We start from the raw sequence: 19,188 nt of genomic DNA, 5'->3' as shown, positions 1-19,188 counted from the left end.
TGACCCATGATTTAATAACGCTCTCTTAGTCCGCGCCATGCCAGACTATTATTCGAACAGCCCCTCGAACCAATCAGAAGGTGAATCCGCATGCCTCACTCCGTAACCAGCAAGCAGGTCGGCACCGCAACGCTGAGCTATGATGGTAAATCAGCGCCCCTGCCCGTGCTGGCAGGCTCGCTTGGCCCGGCCTGCGTCGATATCCGCAAGCTCCAAGGCGAACTCGGCGTTTTCACCTTCGACCCCAGCTATGGCGCCACGGCCTCCTGTGAAAGCTCCATCACCTATATTGATGGCGATGCCGGTATTCTGCTCTATCGCGGCTACCCGATCGAGCAGCTGGCTGAAAAATCCACCTTCCTCGAGGTCGCCTATCTGCTCCTGTTCGGCAATTTGCCGAATACGGCCGAGCTGGGCGTGTTCACCAACGGCGTCACCCGCCACACCATGCTGCATGAGCAGATCCGCCGCTTCTGGGACGGTTTCCGCCGCGATGCGCACCCCATGGCGATGCTCTGCTCGGTCGTTGGCGCGATGTCCGCCTTCTATCCTGACAGCATCGATACCCAGGACCCGCGCCAGCGCGAGATCAGCGCCTACCGCATGATCGCGAAAATCCCGACCATCACCGCCTGGGCGCATAAATACAACGCCGGGCAGCCCTTCGTTTATCCGCGCAACGACCTGAATTACTCGGAAAACTTCCTGCATATGTTCCATGCCGTGCCGGCTGAACCGTATACGCAGAACCCGATCCTGACCCGCGCGATGGACCGGATTTTGATCCTCCATGCCGACCATGAGCAGAATGCCTCCACCTCCACGGTGCGCCTGGCCGGCTCCACCGGCGCCAACCCGTTCGCCTGCATCGCCGCCGGCATCGCCTCGCTCTGGGGCCCCGCGCATGGCGGCGCCAACGAGGCCGTGCTGAAAATGCTCGCCGAGATCGGCCATAAGGACAACATCCCGGCCTTCATCGCGCAGGTGAAGGACAAGAACAGCCATGTGAAGCTCATGGGCTTCGGCCACCGGGTTTACAAAAACTTTGACCCGCGCGCCAAGATCATGCAGCAGACCTGCTACGAGGTGCTCGAGGCGCTGGGTATCAAGGACGAGCCGATGCTCGACCTCGCCATGGAGCTGGAAAAGATCGCGCTGGAGGATGAATACTTCGTCTCGCGCAAGCTCTACCCGAATGTTGATTTCTATTCGGGCATCATCCTGAAGGCCATGGGCTTCCCCACCACCATGTTCACCCCCATCTTCGCGCTGGCCCGCACTGTCGGGTGGATCAGCCAGTGGATGGAAATGATCGAGGACCCGCAGCAGCGCATCGGCCGGCCGCGCCAGATTTATACCGGCGCCGCCACCCGCGACTACACACCAATCGACCAGCGGGGCTGATGCCAGGCTCCGCTCACGCGCAAGGGCCAAGGGGGGAAACTTCCTTGGCTTTTTTTTATTGAACCGCCTGCCCTCCGGCCCCTGGCGCAACCTGATCGCCGGGCTGCTCTACATGCTCGCCATCACGGCGCTGGCCACGCTTGCCTATGTGCTGGCGGGCTGGAACCTGGCGGATGCGTTTTATTTCGTCATCATCACCGTCTTCACCGTCGGCTATGAAGAGGTCCACCCGATCCATTCGCCAGAGCTGCGCGCGATCACCATCGGCACCATCGTGCTGGGCAGCACGGGCGTTATTTTCCTCACCGGCGCGCTGGTGCAGGCCTTCACCTATACGCAAATTCAGCAATTGTTCGGAACCAAGCGGATGAAAACGCAGATCGAGAAAATGTCCGGCCATGTGATTATCTGCGGCTATGGGCGGATCGGCGAGGCGCTGGCGGAGGAGTTGCGGGCGGGTGAGGCGCAGTTCGTCATCGTTGACCTCGACGAAGCACGGCTGGCGCAGGCGGCGGCGCATGGGTTTCCCACCTGGCAGGGCGACGCAACCACCGAGAGCGTGCTGGAAGAGGCCGGGGTGCACCGTGCGCGGGCCCTGGCCACGGTGGTGCCCAACGATGCGGTGAACGTGTTCATCACCCTCACGGCGCGCAGCCTGAACAAGGACCTGGAGATCATCGCGCGCGGCGTCTCGCCCAACACCAAGGGCAAATTGCTGCATGCCGGGGCAAGTTCGGTGGTGGAGCCCACGCATATCGGCGCCGAGCGCATCGCGCAGCTGATCCTCTTCCCGCAGACCTCGCGCTTCACCGACGACACCAGGCGCATGCGCGCGCTGGGGGCGGGGCTGCGCACGCTGGGGCTGGAACTTGAAGTGATGGCGGTATAGCCCGACAGTCCGCTGGCGGGCAGCAGCATCGGAAAAGTCGAGCAGGAGGCGGCCGGCGGCCTGTTTGTCATCGCCATCAACCGCAAGAACGGCGAAACGCTCACCCGCCCGTCGCCCGCCACGGTCATCGAGCCGGGCGACGGCGTTGTGGTCATCACCCGCTCCGGGCGGAGCACACCCAAGATCAGCTGAGATTATCCGCCCGCAATGCCGCCATGCCTGGCCCTGCTTATTGTGCAACGCACACAGCCAACTACATATAGCCCAATCCAAACCACTAAAGGACTTATTATGCCCTCATTGTTCGACCCGTTGAACCTCGGCGGCCTCACGCTGCCCAACCGTATCATCATGGCCCCCCTCACCCGCGCCCACGCCGGGCCCGAGCGTGTGCCCAATGCGCTGATGGCCGAATATTATGCGCAGCGCGCCACCGCGGGGCTGATTATTTCCGAGGCGACTTCAGTATCGCCGCAGGGTGTTGGCTACGCCGATACGCCGGGCCTGTGGTCCGATGAGCAGGTGAAGGGCTGGAAACTCGTCACCAATGCGGTGCATCAGGCCGGCGGGCGGATTTTTGCCCAGCTTTGGCATGTCGGCCGTATTTCGGCGCCGCTGTTCCTGAACGGCGAACTCCCGGTCGCCCCCAGCGCCATCGCCGCGACGGGGCATGTCGCCCTGGTTCGCCCCAAGCAGGATTATGTCACGCCCCGCGCGCTGGATATTGAGGAGATCCCCGGTATCGTGGAAGCCTACCGCAAGGCGGCGATGAACGCGCAGATGGCCGGGTTTGACGGCGTGGAAATCCATGGCGCCAACGGTTATCTGCTCGACCAGTTTTTGCAGGACGGCAGCAACCAGCGCACCGATGACTACGGCGGCTCGATCAAAAATCGCGCGCGGCTGATGCTGGAAGTCACCGATGCTGTCACCTCCGTGTGGGAGGCCGACCTGGTGGGCATGCATCTGGCGCCGCGGATGGACGGCAACGGCGCCGGCGATTCCGACCCCGTGGCCACCTTCAGCTATGTTGCGGCGGAACTGGCCGACCGCGGCCTCGCCTTCATCTGCGCCCGTGAATATCAGGGGCCGGATTCGCTCGGGCCGCGCCTGAAGAAAATTTTCGGCGGCATCTACATCGCCAATGAGAACTTCACCCTGGAAACCGCGCAGGCCACACTGGCCGCCGGCGATGCTGATGCTATCGCCTGGGGCAAGCTCTTTATCGCCAATCCCGATCTGGTGGAGCGCTTCAAGCGCGGCGCCACGCTCAATGAGCCGGATGCCTCGACGTTTTATGGGTCGAGCCCGCATGGCTATACTGATTATCCCGCAATGGAATCGGCGCTCGCGTAAGGTTGGGGGGGGCGGCGTTTTGAGCGCCGCCCCCATTTTCAGCCGGCGCCGGAGCCTGGTCGCTTTAAGTGTGATCAGGCTCCGGCCATTTTTCTGAGGGCGATTCACGCTTTCGGCGCTCGGTTGAGCGAACCTCAAACGATCGCGCTAAAATAACTCGATCTCGCCGCCTGAATGCCTGGTTCCGGCGAGGTATCCCTCCAGCACCAGCTCCTCATAGCATTTCACCCGGTTGCGGCCGCTGTGTTTGGCCAGATACAGCGCCTCGTCGGCGCGGCCAAAGGCTGCCGCGCCGCTGTCATCCGGCTCGATCTTGCTAAAGCCAATGCTCACCGTCACCCGCCCGACCTGCGGAAACGCGGCCTCCGCGACCGCGGCGCGGAAAGCATCGAGCGCCACCCAGGCTTCCTCCTGCGTTGTCTCGGGCAAAACCAGCAGGAATTCTTCGCCGCCAAAGCGGAAAATGCCTTCGATCCCGGCGAAATATTCACTCATCAACCGCGCCAGCAAGATCAGCACCTCATCGCCATAGGGGTGGCCAAACTGGTCATTGATCCGCTTGAAAAAATCGACATCCACCACCGCGATGACCGCATGCACGTTATTCTCGGCGGTGATCTGCTTGAAATAGGTGCCGAAGGTCCGCCGGTTGAGCAGGCCGGTCAGCTCATCGCGGTCGCCATAATCCAGCAACCCCAGATGGTTGCGGTATACACGCAGCAATCCATGGACCGTATGCGCCTGGACTCCCTCCAGCTTTGAGGGCCGCAGAATTTCCAGCAGCCCGATGACCTCACGTTCATTACAGAGTGGAAAAACATGACGGCACAACCCGCCCTGATCGCGCGGGCAGTAGATATAACGCCGCCCGGCATGGCAATCGCGCCATTCCTGCCGCGCTTCATCAAGGCCGATCTCCTCGCTCTGGCCTTCGCGCGCGGGCAGCGACACACGCTCGCGCAGTTTGATCTCCGCCCCCTCGTTCACCACCCGCCAGATTGACAGGCTCGACGCCTCGGCCAGCTCAAAAATCACCCGCGCCAGGGCTGCCTCAAGAACATCCTTGTTCCGCAGATCGGTAAGGTCGGCAACGGTATGGATCAGTTCTGTCATGAGGTTGAGCCGGAACGTCTCATGAAAAGCTTAAAGAGCGAACAACAACCCCGGGGGCGCATCATCCATGCGGCGGCGGCCATGGCGCTCGCCGCGGTTGGTTGGTATAGACCGCTCCTGTTAAAACTCTGAAGGTATTCCCTATGGCACGCCGCCGGCAGCTCTATGAAGGCAAAGCAAAAATTCTGTTCGAAGGTCCCGAACCCGGAACCCTCGTGCAATATTTCAAGGATGACGCCACGGCGTTCAATGCCCAGAAAAAGGGCACCATCACCGGCAAGGGGGTGCTGAACAACCGTATCAGCGAATTCCTGATGCTCAAGCTGGCGGAAATCAATATCCCCACGCACTTCATCCGCCGCCTCAACATGCGCGAGCAACTTATTAAAGAGGTTGAGATTATCCCAATCGAGGTGGTGGTCCGCAACATCGCCGCGGGTAGCCTCTCGCAGCGCCTTGGCATCCCCGAGGGTACGCGCCTGCCGCGCTCGATCGTGGAGTATTACTACAAAAACGACCAGCTCAACGACCCGATGGTGGCCGAGGAACATATCACCGCCTTCGGCTGGGCCACCCCGCCGGACATGGACGATATTGTGCACCTCACCCTGCGCATCAACGATTTCCTCACCGGGCTGTTCCTGGGTGTCGGCATCACGCTGGTCGATTTCAAGATTGAATTTGGCCGCCTGTTTGAGAATGAGGACATGCGAATCGTCCTGGCCGACGAGATCAGCCCGGATAATTGCCGCCTGTGGGACGCCAAAACCAACGAGAAGATGGACAAGGACCGCTTCCGCCGCGACCTTGGCAAGATCGAGGAAGCGTATCAGGAGGTTGCCCGCCGCCTCGGGATTCTGCCCGAAGCCGGCACGCGCGACATGAAGGGCCCGGAGATGATGCAATGAAGGCTGTCGTTACCGTCATGCTGAAGGCCGGCGTGCTGGACCCGCAGGGCAAGGCCATCGGCCATGCGCTGAACAATCTGGGCTTTGCCCAGGTTGGCGAGGTCCGGGCCGGGAAGATCATCGAGCTGGAGCTGGCGGAAACCGACCCCGCCGCCGCCAAGGCCGCGGCCGAGGAGATGGCCAAAAAACTCCTGGCCAACATGGTCATTGAGAGCTTCAAGGTGGAGATCGCCGTTTAAGCGGTTGATTTTAAGGTTTTACATTACCCCGCCCGCTGGGTAGGAGCAAAACGATGCGAGCTGGTATTCTTCTTTTCCCCGGCATCAACCGCGAGCGCGACATGGTGCTCGCGGTGCGCCAGAGCTTTGGCACAGAGCCCAGGATCGTCTGGCACAAGGAGACCGATCTCACCGGGCTTGATCTCGTCATCATCCCCGGCGGATTCTCCTTTGGCGATTATCTGCGCTGCGGCGCCATGGCGGCGCAAAGCCCGGTGATGCGCGCGGTGCGCGACCATGCCGAACGCGGCGGTTATGTACTGGGCGTGTGCAACGGCTTCCAGATCCTCACCGAAACCGGCCTGCTCCCTGGCGCGCTGCTGCGCAACGCGGGCTTGCGGTTTCTCTCCATGGACACAATGCTGAAGGTGGAGCGCAACGACACGGTATTCACCGCCAAATACGCCAAGGGCGAGGTTTTCCGCGCCCCGATGGCGCATGGCGACGGCAATTACACCGCTGACGAGGCGACGCTGGACCGGCTGGAGGGCGAAGGCCTGGTTGCCTTCCGCTACCATGACGAAAACCGCAACGGCTCGGCGCGCGCCATCGCCGGGGTGTATTCCCCCAATTTGCGCGTTCTCGGCCTGATGCCGCACCCCGAAGACCTGGTGGACCCGCTGATGGGCGGCACCGACGGCAAACCACTTTTTGACTCACTGGCGGCCGCATGAAACCCGTTGACGAAAAACTCGCGAAATCCTTTGGCCTCAACGCCGGGGAATACGCCAAGGTTCTGGAGATCATGGGCCGGGTGCCGAGCTTCACAGAGCTTGGCATTTTCTCGGTCATGTGGTCGGAGCATTGCTCCTACAAATCAAGCCGCGTGTGGCTGAAGGAGCTGCCGACGAAGGCGCCCTGGGTTATCCACGGGCCGGGCGAGAACGCCGGCGTGATCGACATCGGCGAAGGCATGGCCGCGATCTTCAAGATGGAATCGCATAACCACCCGAGCTTCATCGAGCCCTACCAGGGGGCGGCCACGGGTGTCGGCGGGATTTTGCGCGATGTGTTCACCATGGGCGCGCGGCCCATCGCCAACCTCAACGCGCTGCGCTTTGGCGACCCGAAACTGCCCGTCACCAAGCGCGTGGTCGATGGTGTGGTGCGCGGCATCGGCGGGTATGGCAATTGCGTGGGCGTGCCCACGGTGGGCGGCGAGGTGAATTTCCACCCCGCCTACAACGGCAATCCGCTGGTCAACGCGATGACAGTCGGCATCGCCGCACAGGACAAGATTTTTCTCTCCGCCGCCGCGGGCATCGGCAATCCGGTGGTGTATGTCGGCTCCAAGACCGGGCGCGACGGCATCCACGGCGCCACCATGGCCAGCACCGAGTTTGACGCCTCCTCGGAAGAGAAGCGCCCGACCGTGCAGGTTGGCGACCCGTTTACCGAAAAACTGCTTATCGAAGCCTGCCTGGAGCTGATGCAGACGGATGCGATCGTCGCCATCCAGGACATGGGGGCGGCCGGGCTCACCTCCTCCTCGGTGGAGATGGCCGGCAAGGGCGGCGTCGGCATCGAGCTGACGCTGGATAACGTGCCGCAGCGCGAGACCGGCATGAGCGCCTATGAGATGATGCTCTCCGAGAGCCAGGAGCGCATGCTGCTGGTGCTCAAGCCCGAACGCTCCGAGATGGCGCGCAAAATCATCGAAAAATGGGACCTGGATTACGCGATCATCGGCCATATCACCGATACCGGGCGCATTGTCATCACGCATAAGGGCGTGGTGGAGGCGGATATTCCGCTCGCCCCGCTCTCCGATGAAGCGCCCTTATATCGCCGCCCTTATGTCGAGGCCCCAAAGCCCGAGCCGCTTGGCCCGATCTCCTCGGACATGAGCCTGGAAGCGGCGCTGCTGAAACTCATCGCCTGCCCGGACCTCTGCTCGCGCCGCTGGATTTTTGACCAGTACGATTCCACCGTTGGCGGCCAGACGGTCAAACGCCCGGCCGAGTCGGATGCCGCCATCGTGCGGCTGGAGGGCACCAACCGCGCGCTCGCCATCACCACCGACTGCACGCCGCGCTACTGCGTGGCCGACCCCGAACAGGGCGGCGCCCAGGCCGTGGCCGAAGCGTGGCGCAACATCACCGCCACCGGCGCGAAGCCGCTCGCGGTGACTGACAATATGAATTTTGGCAACCCGGAGAAGCCGGAGATCATGGGGCAGTTCGCCGGCGCCATCAAAGGCATGGCGGCGGCCTGCATCGCGCTGGATTTCCCTGTCGTCTCGGGCAATGTCTCGCTCTATAACGAGACCGAGGGCAAGGGCATTCTGCCAACCCCCGCCATCGGCGCCGTCGGCGTGCTGGAGGACGCCGCCCTGGCGCGCGGCATCGCCATCGCCCCTGGGCAGGATCTGGTGCTGATCGGCGCAACCTATGGCGAGCTTGGCTGCTCGCTCTACCTGCGGGAAATCTGCGGGCTGGAAACCGGCGCCCCGCCGCTGGTTGATCTCGCGGCCGAACGCGCCAACGGCGATTTCGTGCGCGAGCAGATATTGCAAGGCAATGTCGCCGCCTGCCACGATCTCTCCGACGGCGGCCTGCTCGTCGCGGTGACAGAAATGGCACTGGCCGGGAACACCGGCGCCGACCTCACCCAGGCCGACACCACCCCCGCCTTCGGCTTCGGCGAGGACCAGGCCCGTTATGTTCTGGCGGTCGAGGACGCGGAGCCCCTGCTCACCGCCGCCTTTGCCGCCGGCATTCCCGCGCAAAAAATCGGCCATACAACCATTGACGAATGTTTGACTCTGCCCGGCGGCGTCGCCATATCGTTATCAGTACTGCGCGAGGCCAACGAGGGGTTTTTCCCCGCTTGGTTCGCCTGAAGGATACAAAACATGGCCATGCCTGCTAGTGAAATCGAAGCCCTGATCAAATCCGCGTTTCCGGATGCCGTCATCACGATCGAGGATCTGGCGGGCGATAATGACCATTTCGCCGCCACTGTCATCTCCGAGGCGTTTCGCGGTGTATCGCGCGTGCGCCAGCACCAGATGGTCTATGCCGCCCTGCAGGGCAACATGGGTGGCGCGCTCCACGCTTTGGCCCTGCAAACCGCCGCCCCCGATTAAGGAAATTTACGCCCCATGACCGACCCCGTTTTCGCCGAAATCCAGTCGTTTATCGACTCCGCTCCCGTTGCGCTCTTCATGAAGGGCACGCCGATGTTTCCGCAATGCGGGTTCTCGGCGCGTGTCGTGCAAATCCTCAAGCATGCGGGCGTTGCGTTCAAGACCGTCAACGTGCTGGAAAATCCAGAAATCCGCGACAGCATCAAGAGCTTCAGCAACTGGCCGACCATTCCTCAGCTCTATATCCAGGGCGAGTTCATCGGCGGCTGCGACATCGTGACCGAGATGTATCAGAGCGGCGAGCTGGAAGCCCTGTTGAATGAAAAAGGCATCGCGCAAGACAACGCCGCCTGACGCGCCGCCCCGGCACGCGGCCCTGGCGCACCACCCTGGCGCAATGCGCGTAGCCTTCATCACCGATGAGCTGCCAAGGCCCGGCACCGCCGGGCATCTGGCGTTGAACTTCGCGATTATCGAATGGCTGCAAGGCCTGGGGCATGAGGTTGAGATTTTGCTGGTCGGGCACCGGCTGCCCAGGCCGGTGGAGGGCTATGCTCTGGCGCCAGTCGCCGGGCCGCATGTCCGCGGTTTTGGCGGCTATGTGGTGGCGGTTTCTCCGCGCGTTATCGTGCGCAGCGTGGCGCGTGCGCTGCTGCGGCGTCTGCCCGCCACGCTGGCGGCCAAAATCCGCGCCGCGCGGCATGGCGCCGATGCCGTGCTCGGCAGCTTCACCTCCGCCGCCGACGCCGCCTGGTGCGCCCGCCACGCCGCCCGCTCCCGGCCGGATGTTCTCTTGCTCGACACGATCTTCCGCGCCCCGGTGCTCGCCGCCCCGGGCCTGAGCGGGCTGAACAGCGTGCTGATCACGCATGACCTGTTCCACCGCCGCCACCGGGCGCTGCGTAGCGCCGGTTATCGCGTGCAGCCGGCGCAGCTGAGCCGCGAGGAGGAAACCGCGCTGGCCGGCAGGGCGCGCCATATCGCCGCCATCCAGCCCGACGAAGCAAAAATCTTCGCGGACATGTGCCCGGCGCGAGACATATTTTTACTCCCCATGCCAGCCAGCCCCGCGCCCGCCCCGCCCGGGATTGAGAAGCTGCCCCGGCGGCTGGTTTTCATCGGCAGCGCCTCGCTGCCCAATCTCGACGGGCTGCGCTGGTTCTTCACCGAAGTCTGGCCCCGCCTGCGCGGCCAGGGGATCACCCTGGACCTGATCGGCGATTGCGGTCCGGCTTTGCGCGGCCTGCCCGAGGGCGTGACGCGCCTCGGCCGGGTGGACGATATATCGCCGCTGCTGCACCGCGCCAGCCTTGCCATCGCGCCGCTGCGGGTCGGCTCTGGCCTCAAGATCAAACTATTGGACTATGCCCGCCACGGGTTGTTCACCATCGCCACCCCCGCCAGCCTGAACGGTTTTGCGCCCGATGCGGCCAGCCCCTTCATCGAGGCCAAGGCGGCTGACCATTTTGCGCGCGCCATCGTGAAGCAACTATCGGCGCCGCCGCCGCCAGGCGCCGCCCTTGCCTATATCAGCCGGCATTATGGCACCGGGCCCAGCTTCGCCGGTCTGGCACGGGCATTGCTGCCGCTTAAGGGTCACGCAGACCTACCCACGGCTTAGGCAGCGCTTATTCCTGGCCGCGCTTTTTCCTTGCAGCGCTGTCGCAACTTCCTGAGAAACTTTGCCTAAATTTATAAAAATAGCATTTTCTGCGCATTAACTTTCTGCGGTCAGTTTCCCCGCATGACCTGCATTACCTCCCATGCCGCCCGCATCAAAAATCGCCGCTGAGGCAAGTTCGGCAGAGGAGCTAGCTCCGCTCGCCGAAGCCCCCGCCCCGCATTCGGCGCGCGAGTTGCGCCAGCGCACCGCGCGGCGTGAGATCACCGAGCGGCGGCGCATCACCCAGCGGGTGCGCCAGGCTCTGGCCACCGGCGGCCTCATGCTACAGTACCAGCCGCTGATTTCGCTGCAATCGGGCTTTATCCGCGGGGCCGAGGCCATTATCCGCCTGCGGCACAGCCGCCGCGGCCTCATCGCCGCCTCGCATTTCATGCCCATCGCCGAACGCTCGGATGTCATCAACGACATCGGCGGCTGGATGCTGCAACAGGCATGCGTGGAAGCAGCAGGCTGGCCGGGCAATCTCTCGGTGGCCCTCACCCTCTCCCAGCGCCATGTGCAGAGCGGAAGGTTGATCCGCCAGCTTCTGGAGTCACTCAGCGCCTCGGGCCTGCCGCCCGAGCAGCTGGAGCTGGAGCTGACCGAGGCCATGCTGATCGATGAAAACGACGACACCGTATTTGCGCTGAAAGCCCTGCAAAGCCTCGGCGTGCGGCTGGCGCTCAACAATTTTGGCACCGGCTATGCCAGCCTGAGCGCGCTGAAGCGCCTGCCGATCACCACCCTGCGGCTGGACCGCTCGCTGACCCAAAACCTCGGTGAAGGCCCCTCGGGCACCGCCATCGTGCAGGCCGCGATAAAGGCCGGGCAGGCCCTGGGCTGCACGGTGCTGGCTGACGGCGTGGAGAGCGAGGAGCAACTGGTATTGTTGAGCGAAATCGGTTGCGATGAGGGCCAAGGCCCCTATTTCAGCCAGCCGGTCGCCGCCGCTGAAATCTCCGCCATGCTCGCCGCGGGCTAAAGCCTGATCGCTTTAAGTGCGATCAGGCTTTAGCCGTTTTTCTGATGGCGCTTCACGCTTTCGGCTCGCTCGGTTGAGCAAGCCTCAAACGATCGCACTCTAAAGCGCAATCGCACTTAACGCGAAACGGCCCGCTGGAAATACCCAGTAAAACCTTAAAAAACCGCAACCGCCTTTCGCTTCGCCCCGGCTTTGGGCATAAGCCAAAACATGAGCTCAGACCCCGCCGAACAAGCGATTCTCTCCCTGCTGACTGGCAAGGGCGCGCAAAAATCCATCTCGCCCACCGAAGCCGCCCGCGCCCTGGCCGGCAACCCGCCGGGCGAGGCATGGCGGGCCAGCCTCTCGCCCATCCGCCTCGCCGCGCAGCGCCTGGCCAAGGCCGGGGTCATTGAACTCCTGCGCAAGGGCAAGCCGGTTCCCCCGGCGGAAGCGCGCGGCGTGATCCGCCTGCGCCTGACACAGGCACAATAACATGCGCCACACCATGACCAACTTCATCACCGGGTTGGGTGAGGCCTGGAGCCTGGCCAAACCGTATTTCGGCTCGGAGGAGCGCTGGGCCGCGTTTGTTCTGCTGGGCGCGGTTATCGGGCTCAACCTGCTGCTGGTCGGGCTGAACGTGGTGCTGACCTATTGGAACAATGATTTCTTCAACGCCATCCAGGTCTATGACCAAAAGACCGTGGTCGACCTGCTGTATTACCCGCTGCTCACCATCAAAGGCGCGCGCTACCCCATGCCGGGCTTCGCGGAGCTGGTGGTGGTGTATATCCTCATCGCGGTCTACGCCTTCTACCTCAACCAGATGTTGCAAATTAAATGGCGGCAGTGGCTGACGACGCATTATGTCGAGAACTGGCTCTCCGAGCGCGCTTATTACAACATCAGCCTGAGCCAGAGCCGCAGCGCCATCATTGACAACCCGGACCAGCGGATTTCGGAGGATCTGCGCGATTTCACGGCCAACAGCCTCTCGCTGGGCATGGATTTCATCACCAATGTGGTGACGCTGTTCAGCTTCGTCTTCGTGCTTTACGAGATCTCCGGCTCGGTCAAGCTCTTCGGCTTCACCATTCCCGGCTATATGGTCTGGGTCGCCATATTGTATTCCGCCGCCGGCACGCTGTTCACCCAGCTCATCGGGCGCAAGCTGGTGCCGCTCGCCTTCAACCAGCAGCGGCTGGAGGCCGATTTCCGTTATAGCCTGGTGCGCGTGCGCGAAAACCCGGAGGCCATCGCGCTCTACCGCGGCGAGGCTGACGAGCGGGCCACGCTGGGCGAGCGCTTTCAGGCGGTGCGGGATAATTTCTGGGCCATCATGCGCCGGACCAAGCTGCTGAACTTCTTCACCATCGGCTTCACGCAGATCGCCAACATCTTTCCGCTGGTCGTCATTTTGCCGCGCTATTTCGCCAAAGCCATCGGCCTTGGCGGCCTGAGCCAGATTCCCATGGTGTTCGGGCAGGTGCAGGGGGCGCTCTCCTGGTTTGTCACCTCCTACCCGAATTTGGTGACATGGCGCGCCACCGTCTCGCGTCTTTACGGCTTCCGCGAAGCCGTGGCGGCCGCGCGCATCGCCGCCGCCGCCGGGCCGCAGGTGGGCGCGCCGGGGGCCATGCTCACGCTTAACGGCCTCACCCTCACCCTGCCTGACGGCCGCTGCCTGTTGGACCACGCCAGCCTCACCCTGCGGCCCGGTGAGCCGGTTCTCCTCACCGGCGCCTCGGGGGCCGGTAAATCCACGTTGTTCCGCGCCATCGCCGGCATCTGGCCGTTTGGCCAGGGCAGCATCACGCCGCCAAAGGGCAGCCTGCTGTTTCTGCCACAAAAACCCTACTTCCCGCTGGGCAGCCTGAAGCGCACCGTCACCTATCCGGGAGCCGAACAGGATGTCACGGATGATACCGTCCGCGCCGCGCTCGCTGATGTAGGGTTGGAACGTCTTGCCCCCCGGCTGGGCGAGACTGAAAACTGGAGCCTCATCCTCTCGGGTGGCGAACAGCAGCGCCTTGCGATTGCGCGCGCCATCATCGCCCAGCCGGACTGGCTGTTCCTCGACGAAGCCATCTCAGCGCTGGATGCCGCGGCCGTGGAAAAAATCCAGGCGGTGCTGCGTGAAAAACTATCCGGCACCACCATCGTTGCCATCAGCCATCATGGCGGCATCATTCCCGGCCAGCGCCATCTGGCCCTGGCCGGGAGGGGGCTGGCGGAGGTGGATGCCTAGAGCCTGATCGCTTTAAGTGCGATCGCGCTCTAGCCATTTTTTCCGAAGGCGATTCACGCTTTCGGCTCGCTCGGTTGAGCGAACCTCAAACGATCGCGCTCTGATATCAGGCCCGCGCGGCCACCATGCCGAAGCGGCGCAGGGCGTCGGCGCGCATGGTGGCGAATTCGCCGCCGCTCTCATCCTGCACGCCGGGCGGTGGCGTGATGATCAGCGTATCGGGGTGGGGCGTGGTATCCGGCTCATGCTCCTCGACATAGCCTTCCGCCTTCAGCTTGAGCATATGCGCCAGCACGTTGCGCTGCGCCGCGGCTTTCAGGAACGGATCGGTTTTGTCATAGAGCTTGGCCGAGAGTGCCGCGACCACCCAGTCCTGCTGTTCCAGCTCGGCCAGAATGGTCCGCTCGCGGAACTGGCGGTGTGCCAGCAATTCCCGCACCAGGGCGCGCGGGTCCGCCAATAGGGGGCCGTGGCCGCTCAGGTAGAACACCTCGTCGCGCGCCAGCAGCAACTCCAGGGAGCGGTAGTAGTCCAGCATGTCGCCATCTGGCGGGCTGACGATGGAGGACGACCAGGACATCACATGGTCGCCGCTGAACAGGATTTTGGTGCCGTCGGGCAGGAAATGCTCAAAGCAGAGATGATCCGCCGCATGGCCCGGCGTGTGCAGAGCCGTGAGCCCGGCAATCACCTCGCCGTGGTCCAGCCCGAGATCGGGGGTGAAACCTGGTTTTTCGCTGATTTTGTAGCCGGCGACCGGCGCCCCGGTGGCCTGCGCCAGCGCCGCCGCCGCGCCCCAATGGTCGCTATGGGTATGTGTGAGCACGATATGGCGGATCGGGGTGCTGCCCGCCGCCTCGATAACCTCGCGCACATGCTCCATATCCTTCGGCCCTGGGTCGAGCACCACCAGGCCGTCATCCACCTCGATGAGGTAGGTATTGGTCCCCTGATAGGTCATGACGCTGGGATTGCGGGCAACCACACGCCGGATACCCGGCAAGACGAAAATCGGGACGCCGCGTTGCGGCTCCGGTTCTGTTAAAAAAGGCATGTTTCATCATGCCCCGCAAACACGCCCCCTGTAAACGGCAACCAGTTACCTGCCAGCTACCTAAAGGAGTAGAGCAGCGCGAGCACCCCGAACACGCCCACAACGCACACCACGCCGAACAATGCCTCGGCAAAGGTCGGATTGGAAACCTGCCGGGAAGACCGCCGCCTCCTGCTTGGCGAAGGCTGCACGTTTACAGTCTCTAAATCTTTTATATTCATTGCCTTGTACCTCGAAACTTCGAAGCCATCCCGTTTTCTCGCGGCGGGACTTTCTGGATCATCTCCGTTCGCAATTCTGCGCCCGAACGCCCCTGAAAAGCAACAAAAAATGCGTGTATTGCACGGCATCGCCCCCGCCTTGTACGCTGCAAGGATGACCACTGATCCGGACGCCCCGCTACGCGCCTCCCTCAAACGCCACAAGCTTTTCGCCTCCGCGCTGCTGGGGCTCATGGCGGCCCTCGCCGCCGCCAGCTACGCCCTGCCGCCCGGCCCGTGGACCACCCTGCTGCGCGATGCCGCCAAGGCCGGGTTCATCGGCGGCGTGGCGGACTGGTTTGCCGTCACCGCGCTGTTTCGCCACCCGCTGGGCCTGCCAATTCCCCACACCGCCATCATCCCGGCGCAGAAGGAGCGCCTGGGCAACGCGCTGGGCCGTTTTGTCGCCAACCATGTGTTCACCGAGACGGATATCCGCAAATTCCTCGGCAACCTGGATTCTCCGGGAATTCTCCGCCAGTTCCTGACCGAGCCCACCGCCACCCGCCCCGCCGCCGAGGCGCTGGCGGGCATGTTGCCCAAGCTGCTGGCGAGCATTGAGGACGGCCGCGCCCGGCGCCTGCTGGCCCGGCTGCTGCCCAAGCTGATCGGCGGCAGGGCGGCCGGCGTGGTCGTGGCGCGCGCTTTGGGCGGGCTGGTGGAGGGTGGGCGGCACCAGGAGGTGTTTTCGTTTATCCTGAACCAGTTGAAGGAAACCCTTGTGGCGCGGGAAGAGGTTTTGCAGGCCGCCATCAAGGAGCGGGTGCGCGAACAGGGGGGGCGGCTGGTTGGCTGGGCGCTTGGCGCCACGGTGGCCAAACGGGTGCTCACCGCCGTCAACGCCGAGCTGGAGCGCGTCAGCCCGGATAGTTCCGAGATGCGCGACGCCTTCGACGAATGGGTCCGTTTCGAGATCACGCGGCTGGAAACCGACCCCGCCCGCGCCGCCGAGCTTGGCCGGGCGATGCAGGGCGTGCTGGCGCATGAGACGGTGCAGGCCTGGGCCTGGGATGTGTGGGCCAGGCTGCGCCGCGCGCTGGAGACCGATGCCGCCCTGCCGCATGGCCGCTCCGTCAGCGTGATCGAGAGCGCGCTGGCCTCGCTGGGAGAAATCCTCGGCAAGGACGAAACAGCACGCGCACGGGTCAACGCCGCCGTGGAAACCGTGGTGCTCAACCTGCTCCCCGCCGCGCAGGCGGAGCTCGCCGCGTTTATCGGCCGCGTCGTCGGCGCGTGGGATACCGCGACCATCACAGACAAGCTGGAACTGCGGGTGGGCAAGGACCTGCAATATATCCGCGTCAACGGCACGCTGGTCGGTTTCATCCTGGGGGCGCTCATCAGCCTGGCCGCCATGGCCCTGCCCGGTGGCGGGCATTAGGCCGCCTTAGAGTGCGATCGTTTGAGGTTCGCTCGCCTGAGCGAGCCGAAAGCGTGAATCGCCCTCAGAAAAATGGCTAGAACCTGATCGCACTTAAAGCGATCAGGCTCTAAGTGTTTTGCGGGTAGCAGCCGCGCCGGTTTGCATGCGTTTGCGTGCTTGTGACGCGGGGGGTGCATACGCTATGTCAGGCGTCATGAAATACCTCGGTGCAGCACTCATTTTTCTCATCCCAGCGATCGCCGCCGCGGCTGACGGCCCGGTGGCGCTGGGCGGCAATGGCGGCAAATTCGGCGATTGGACGGCCGCGGCCTACGGCACCGGCAGCGCCAAAATATGCTACGCCTTCACCACGGCGCAAACCTCCAAGCCGAGCTGGAAGTCGCGGGGGCCGGTGATGCTCACCGTGACCGAGCGTACCGGCAGCCGCGACGAGGTAACGCTCAGCGCCGGTTACACCTACCCGGCCAAGCCGAGCGTGACCCTTGCCATCGGCACCACCAAGGTTGATTTTTACACCCAGGGCGGCACCGCCTTCACGGCCTCGGGGGGCGAGACCGTTGCCGCCTTTAAGAACGGCGCCGCCGCGGAAGCCATTTCCACCGGCCCGCACGGCCATCCGGTGACGGATGATTTTTCCCTCACCGGCTTTTCCGGCGCCTATAACGCGATTGTCAAAGCATGTCCTTAACTGATCTCACCGCCGCTGACGCCGAGCGCATCCTCGCCAAGGCCGCATTGTTTCCGCCGCCGGGCAACATCTTGCCCGATGGCCGGCGCGACCTTGTGGGCCTCTCGCGCGAGGAGCTGCTCGCCGCCGTGGCCGAGGTGGGCGAGGCCCCCTTCCGCGCCAAACAGCTCTGGCACTGGATCTATCATCAAGGCGTGCGCGAGTTTTCCGCCATGAGCAGCATCGCGCGGCCGTTGCAGGAGAAATTCGCCCAGCACTTTATCGTCAGCCGCCCGGAAGTGGCGCTGGACCAGCTCTCCAAGGACGAAACCCGCAAATTCCTCTTCAATTTCCGCGATAATGAGAAGGTCGAGACCGTCTATATCCCCGACCGGCAGGAAGACCGCGGCGCCGTATGCATCTCCAGCCAGGTCGGCTGCACCCTCTCCTGCCGGTTCTGCCACACCGGCACACAAAAACTCGCGCGCAACCTCTCCTCGGCGGAAATCGTCGGCCAGTTCATGGCCGCGCGCGATGCCTATAAGGAGTGGCCCAGCCCCAAGGGTGAAACCCCGCGCCTGCTCTCCACCATCGTGCTGATGGGCATGGGCGAGCCGCTGTATAATTACGAGAACGTCGCCAAGGCCATGAAGATCGTGATGGACGGCGAGGGCATCGGCCTGTCGCGCCGGCGCATCACCCTCTCCACCTCCGGCGTTATCCCCATGATGGACAAGGCCGGGGCGGAACTCGGCGTCAACCTCGCCGTATCGCTGCATGCCGTGCGTGACGATCTGCGCGACGAGCTGGTGCCGCTGAACCGCAAATACCCGATCAAGGACCTTATAGCCGCCTGCAAGCGCTACCCCGGCGCCTCCAACGCAAGGCGCATCACCTTTGAATACATCATGCTCAAGGGCATCAACGATTCCGAGACCGATGCGAGGGCGCTGGTCTATCTCATCGCGGGGCTGCCCGCGAAGGTGAACCTGATCCCCTTCAACCCCTGGCCGGGCAGCACCTACGAATCCTCAACCCCGGCCGCGCTGAAGAAATTCGCCAGCATCGTGATGGACGCAGGCTACGCCTCGCCTATCCGCACCCCGCGCGGGCAGGATATTCTGGCGGCGTGCGGGCAGCTTAAATCCCTGGTGCAACCGGCGGCTTAGAGCCGGCGCGAGAACCGGCGTCATTCCCGCGAAAGCGGGAATCCTCCCTGTTTTGTGGACGCAGCAAGTTTACCCTTGACTTAGACTGTAATTAGATATATCTAAATACAGTCTAACAAGGAGAAGACATATGCGATTTTGTAATCAAGACCAATCTAACCAGGGCGCCCGTTGCGGCGGCGAACGCCGTTTCGCCCGGCACCCGGACCAGGAAGGCGGCGGCCACGGCATGCGCGGCGGCGGCATGCACGGCCCCCGGCACGGGCGCGGCGGGCGCATGGCCCGGTTGCTCGAACATGGCGACCTGCGCCTGCTGGTGCTGCATCTCATCAACGAGAAGCCCCGGCATGGCTATGAGATCATCAAGGCGATCGAGGATCTCTCCGGGGGCGCCTATGCGCCGAGCCCCGGGGTGATCTACCCGACGCTGATGATGCTCGACGAGCTTGGCCAGGTGGCGAGCGCCGCCGAGGGCAGCCGCAAGCTGTTCTCGATCACCCCGGAGGGCAAAGCCAGCCTCGCCGAGGCGCAACCGGCCGTGGACTCGCTGCTGGCGCGCATCGCGGCGGCGCAACCGCGCGAGATGGCGCCACCAGTGATAAGGGCGATGGAAAACCTGCGCACGGCGCTGCGGCTGAAGCTGGAAAACACCGACCGGGCCAGCGGCACGATCCGCAGGATCGCCGACCTGCTGGACGGCACGGCCCGCCAGATCGAGGATCTGTAGAGCGCCTGGGGCGGGC

Annotated in this window: 20 protein-coding genes; 18 read left to right on the top strand and 2 right to left on the bottom strand. The window is 63.5% G+C overall.

Annotated elements, in window-relative coordinates; all coding sequences use genetic code 11:
- Positions 1 to 90: 90 nt before the first annotated feature.
- The 4 genes from gltA to QQJ84_RS09620 all read left to right on the top strand — a co-directional run bounded on the left by gltA (position 91) and on the right by QQJ84_RS09620 (position 3,649).
- Complete coding sequence (gltA, locus tag QQJ84_RS09630) at positions 91 to 1,404, top strand: citrate synthase (RefSeq protein WP_284257954.1); 1,314 nt, start codon at positions 91 to 93, stop codon at positions 1,402 to 1,404.
- Positions 1,405 to 1,462: 58 nt separating this feature from the next.
- The gene (locus tag QQJ84_RS09625) at positions 1,463 to 2,293 is read left to right on the top strand and encodes a potassium channel family protein (RefSeq protein WP_284257953.1); all 831 of its coding nucleotides are present in this window, start codon (positions 1,463 to 1,465) and stop codon (positions 2,291 to 2,293) included.
- Positions 2,294 to 2,305: 12 nt separating this feature from the next.
- The gene (locus QQJ84_RS19480; protein WP_408862010.1) at positions 2,306 to 2,485 is read left to right on the top strand and encodes a TrkA C-terminal domain-containing protein; all 180 of its coding nucleotides are present in this window, start codon (positions 2,306 to 2,308) and stop codon (positions 2,483 to 2,485) included.
- A 99-nt stretch (positions 2,486 to 2,584) separates the two neighbouring features.
- Complete coding sequence (locus QQJ84_RS09620) at positions 2,585 to 3,649, top strand: alkene reductase (RefSeq protein ID WP_284257952.1); 1,065 nt, start codon at positions 2,585 to 2,587, stop codon at positions 3,647 to 3,649.
- 147 nt (positions 3,650 to 3,796) lie between these two features.
- On the opposite strand, the gene QQJ84_RS09615 is transcribed toward QQJ84_RS09620, so the two are convergent.
- A complete protein-coding gene (locus QQJ84_RS09615; protein WP_284257951.1) occupies positions 3,797 to 4,762 on the bottom strand; it encodes a GGDEF domain-containing protein in 966 nt (321 codons plus the stop codon).
- A gap of 143 nt (positions 4,763 to 4,905) precedes the next feature.
- Between QQJ84_RS09615 and purC the strand changes: the two genes are divergently transcribed.
- The 10 genes from purC (at position 4,906) to QQJ84_RS09565 (ending at position 13,911) form a co-directional block, all read left to right on the top strand.
- On the top strand, positions 4,906 to 5,670 hold the full coding sequence (purC, locus tag QQJ84_RS09610; protein WP_284257950.1) for a phosphoribosylaminoimidazolesuccinocarboxamide synthase: 765 nt from the start codon (positions 4,906 to 4,908) through the stop codon (positions 5,668 to 5,670).
- Positions 5,667 to 5,909, top strand: a complete 243-nt coding sequence (gene purS / locus QQJ84_RS09605) for a phosphoribosylformylglycinamidine synthase subunit PurS (RefSeq protein WP_284257949.1) — start codon at positions 5,667 to 5,669, stop codon at positions 5,907 to 5,909. The genes purC and purS overlap by 4 nt, the downstream gene beginning before the upstream one ends.
- 53 nt (positions 5,910 to 5,962) lie before the next feature.
- The gene (gene purQ, locus QQJ84_RS09600; RefSeq protein ID WP_284257948.1) at positions 5,963 to 6,622 is read left to right on the top strand and encodes a phosphoribosylformylglycinamidine synthase subunit PurQ; all 660 of its coding nucleotides are present in this window, start codon (positions 5,963 to 5,965) and stop codon (positions 6,620 to 6,622) included.
- Positions 6,619 to 8,790 carry a phosphoribosylformylglycinamidine synthase subunit PurL gene (purL, locus tag QQJ84_RS09595; protein ID WP_284257947.1) on the top strand — a complete coding sequence of 724 codons (2,172 nt, stop codon included), beginning with the start codon at positions 6,619 to 6,621 and terminating at the stop codon, positions 8,788 to 8,790. The genes purQ and purL overlap by 4 nt, the downstream gene beginning before the upstream one ends.
- 12 nt (positions 8,791 to 8,802) lie before the next feature.
- The gene (locus tag QQJ84_RS09590) at positions 8,803 to 9,036 is read left to right on the top strand and encodes a BolA family transcriptional regulator (RefSeq protein WP_284257946.1); all 234 of its coding nucleotides are present in this window, start codon (positions 8,803 to 8,805) and stop codon (positions 9,034 to 9,036) included.
- Between the two features lie 15 nt (positions 9,037 to 9,051).
- Positions 9,052 to 9,390 carry a Grx4 family monothiol glutaredoxin gene (gene grxD / locus QQJ84_RS09585; RefSeq protein WP_284257945.1) on the top strand — a complete coding sequence of 113 codons (339 nt, stop codon included), beginning with the start codon at positions 9,052 to 9,054 and terminating at the stop codon, positions 9,388 to 9,390.
- Positions 9,356 to 10,657, top strand: a complete 1,302-nt coding sequence (locus QQJ84_RS09580) for a glycosyltransferase (protein WP_284257944.1) — start codon at positions 9,356 to 9,358, stop codon at positions 10,655 to 10,657. The genes grxD and QQJ84_RS09580 overlap by 35 nt, the downstream gene beginning before the upstream one ends.
- A 142-nt stretch (positions 10,658 to 10,799) precedes the next feature.
- Entirely contained in the window at positions 10,800 to 11,681 is an 882-nt protein-coding gene (locus QQJ84_RS09575; RefSeq protein ID WP_284257943.1) for an EAL domain-containing protein, read from the top strand.
- A gap of 210 nt (positions 11,682 to 11,891) precedes the next feature.
- Positions 11,892 to 12,155 (top strand): DUF3253 domain-containing protein, encoded by a 264-nt coding sequence (locus tag QQJ84_RS09570; RefSeq protein WP_284257942.1) that lies wholly within the window; start codon positions 11,892 to 11,894, stop codon positions 12,153 to 12,155.
- A gap of 1 nt (position 12,156) precedes the next feature.
- Positions 12,157 to 13,911, top strand: a complete 1,755-nt coding sequence (locus tag QQJ84_RS09565) for an ABC transporter ATP-binding protein/permease (RefSeq protein ID WP_284257941.1) — start codon at positions 12,157 to 12,159, stop codon at positions 13,909 to 13,911.
- A 106-nt stretch (positions 13,912 to 14,017) separates the two neighbouring features.
- On the opposite strand, the gene QQJ84_RS09560 is transcribed toward QQJ84_RS09565, so the two are convergent.
- Positions 14,018 to 14,965 carry an MBL fold metallo-hydrolase gene (locus QQJ84_RS09560; protein ID WP_284257940.1) on the bottom strand — a complete coding sequence of 316 codons (948 nt, stop codon included), beginning with the start codon at positions 14,963 to 14,965 and terminating at the stop codon, positions 14,018 to 14,020.
- Positions 14,966 to 15,295: 330 nt separating this feature from the next.
- Here QQJ84_RS09560 and QQJ84_RS09555 point away from each other — a divergent pair, with 330 nt between their 5' ends.
- From QQJ84_RS09555 to QQJ84_RS09540, 4 genes are all read left to right on the top strand, one after another.
- On the top strand, positions 15,296 to 16,606 hold the full coding sequence (locus QQJ84_RS09555) for a DUF445 domain-containing protein (RefSeq protein ID WP_284257939.1): 1,311 nt from the start codon (positions 15,296 to 15,298) through the stop codon (positions 16,604 to 16,606).
- A gap of 196 nt (positions 16,607 to 16,802) precedes the next feature.
- Positions 16,803 to 17,297: an invasion associated locus B family protein gene (locus QQJ84_RS09550; protein ID WP_284257938.1), complete on the top strand. Its 495-nt coding sequence runs from the start codon at positions 16,803 to 16,805 to the stop codon at positions 17,295 to 17,297.
- Positions 17,288 to 18,445, top strand: coding sequence for a 23S rRNA (adenine(2503)-C(2))-methyltransferase RlmN (rlmN, locus tag QQJ84_RS09545; protein ID WP_284257937.1), 1,158 nt, complete (start codon positions 17,288 to 17,290; stop codon positions 18,443 to 18,445). The genes QQJ84_RS09550 and rlmN overlap by 10 nt, the downstream gene beginning before the upstream one ends.
- A gap of 130 nt (positions 18,446 to 18,575) precedes the next feature.
- The gene (locus QQJ84_RS09540) at positions 18,576 to 19,172 is read left to right on the top strand and encodes a PadR family transcriptional regulator (RefSeq protein WP_284257936.1); all 597 of its coding nucleotides are present in this window, start codon (positions 18,576 to 18,578) and stop codon (positions 19,170 to 19,172) included.
- The last annotated feature ends 16 nt before the right edge of the window (positions 19,173 to 19,188 follow it).

Origin of the sequence: Acidocella aquatica (assembly GCF_030160635.1) — a bacterium.
GTDB lineage: Bacteria > Pseudomonadota > Alphaproteobacteria > Acetobacterales > Acetobacteraceae > Acidocella > Acidocella aquatica.
The sequence above is the reverse complement of the archived record's forward strand: the minus strand, read 5'-3'. Positions and strand labels throughout refer to the sequence as shown.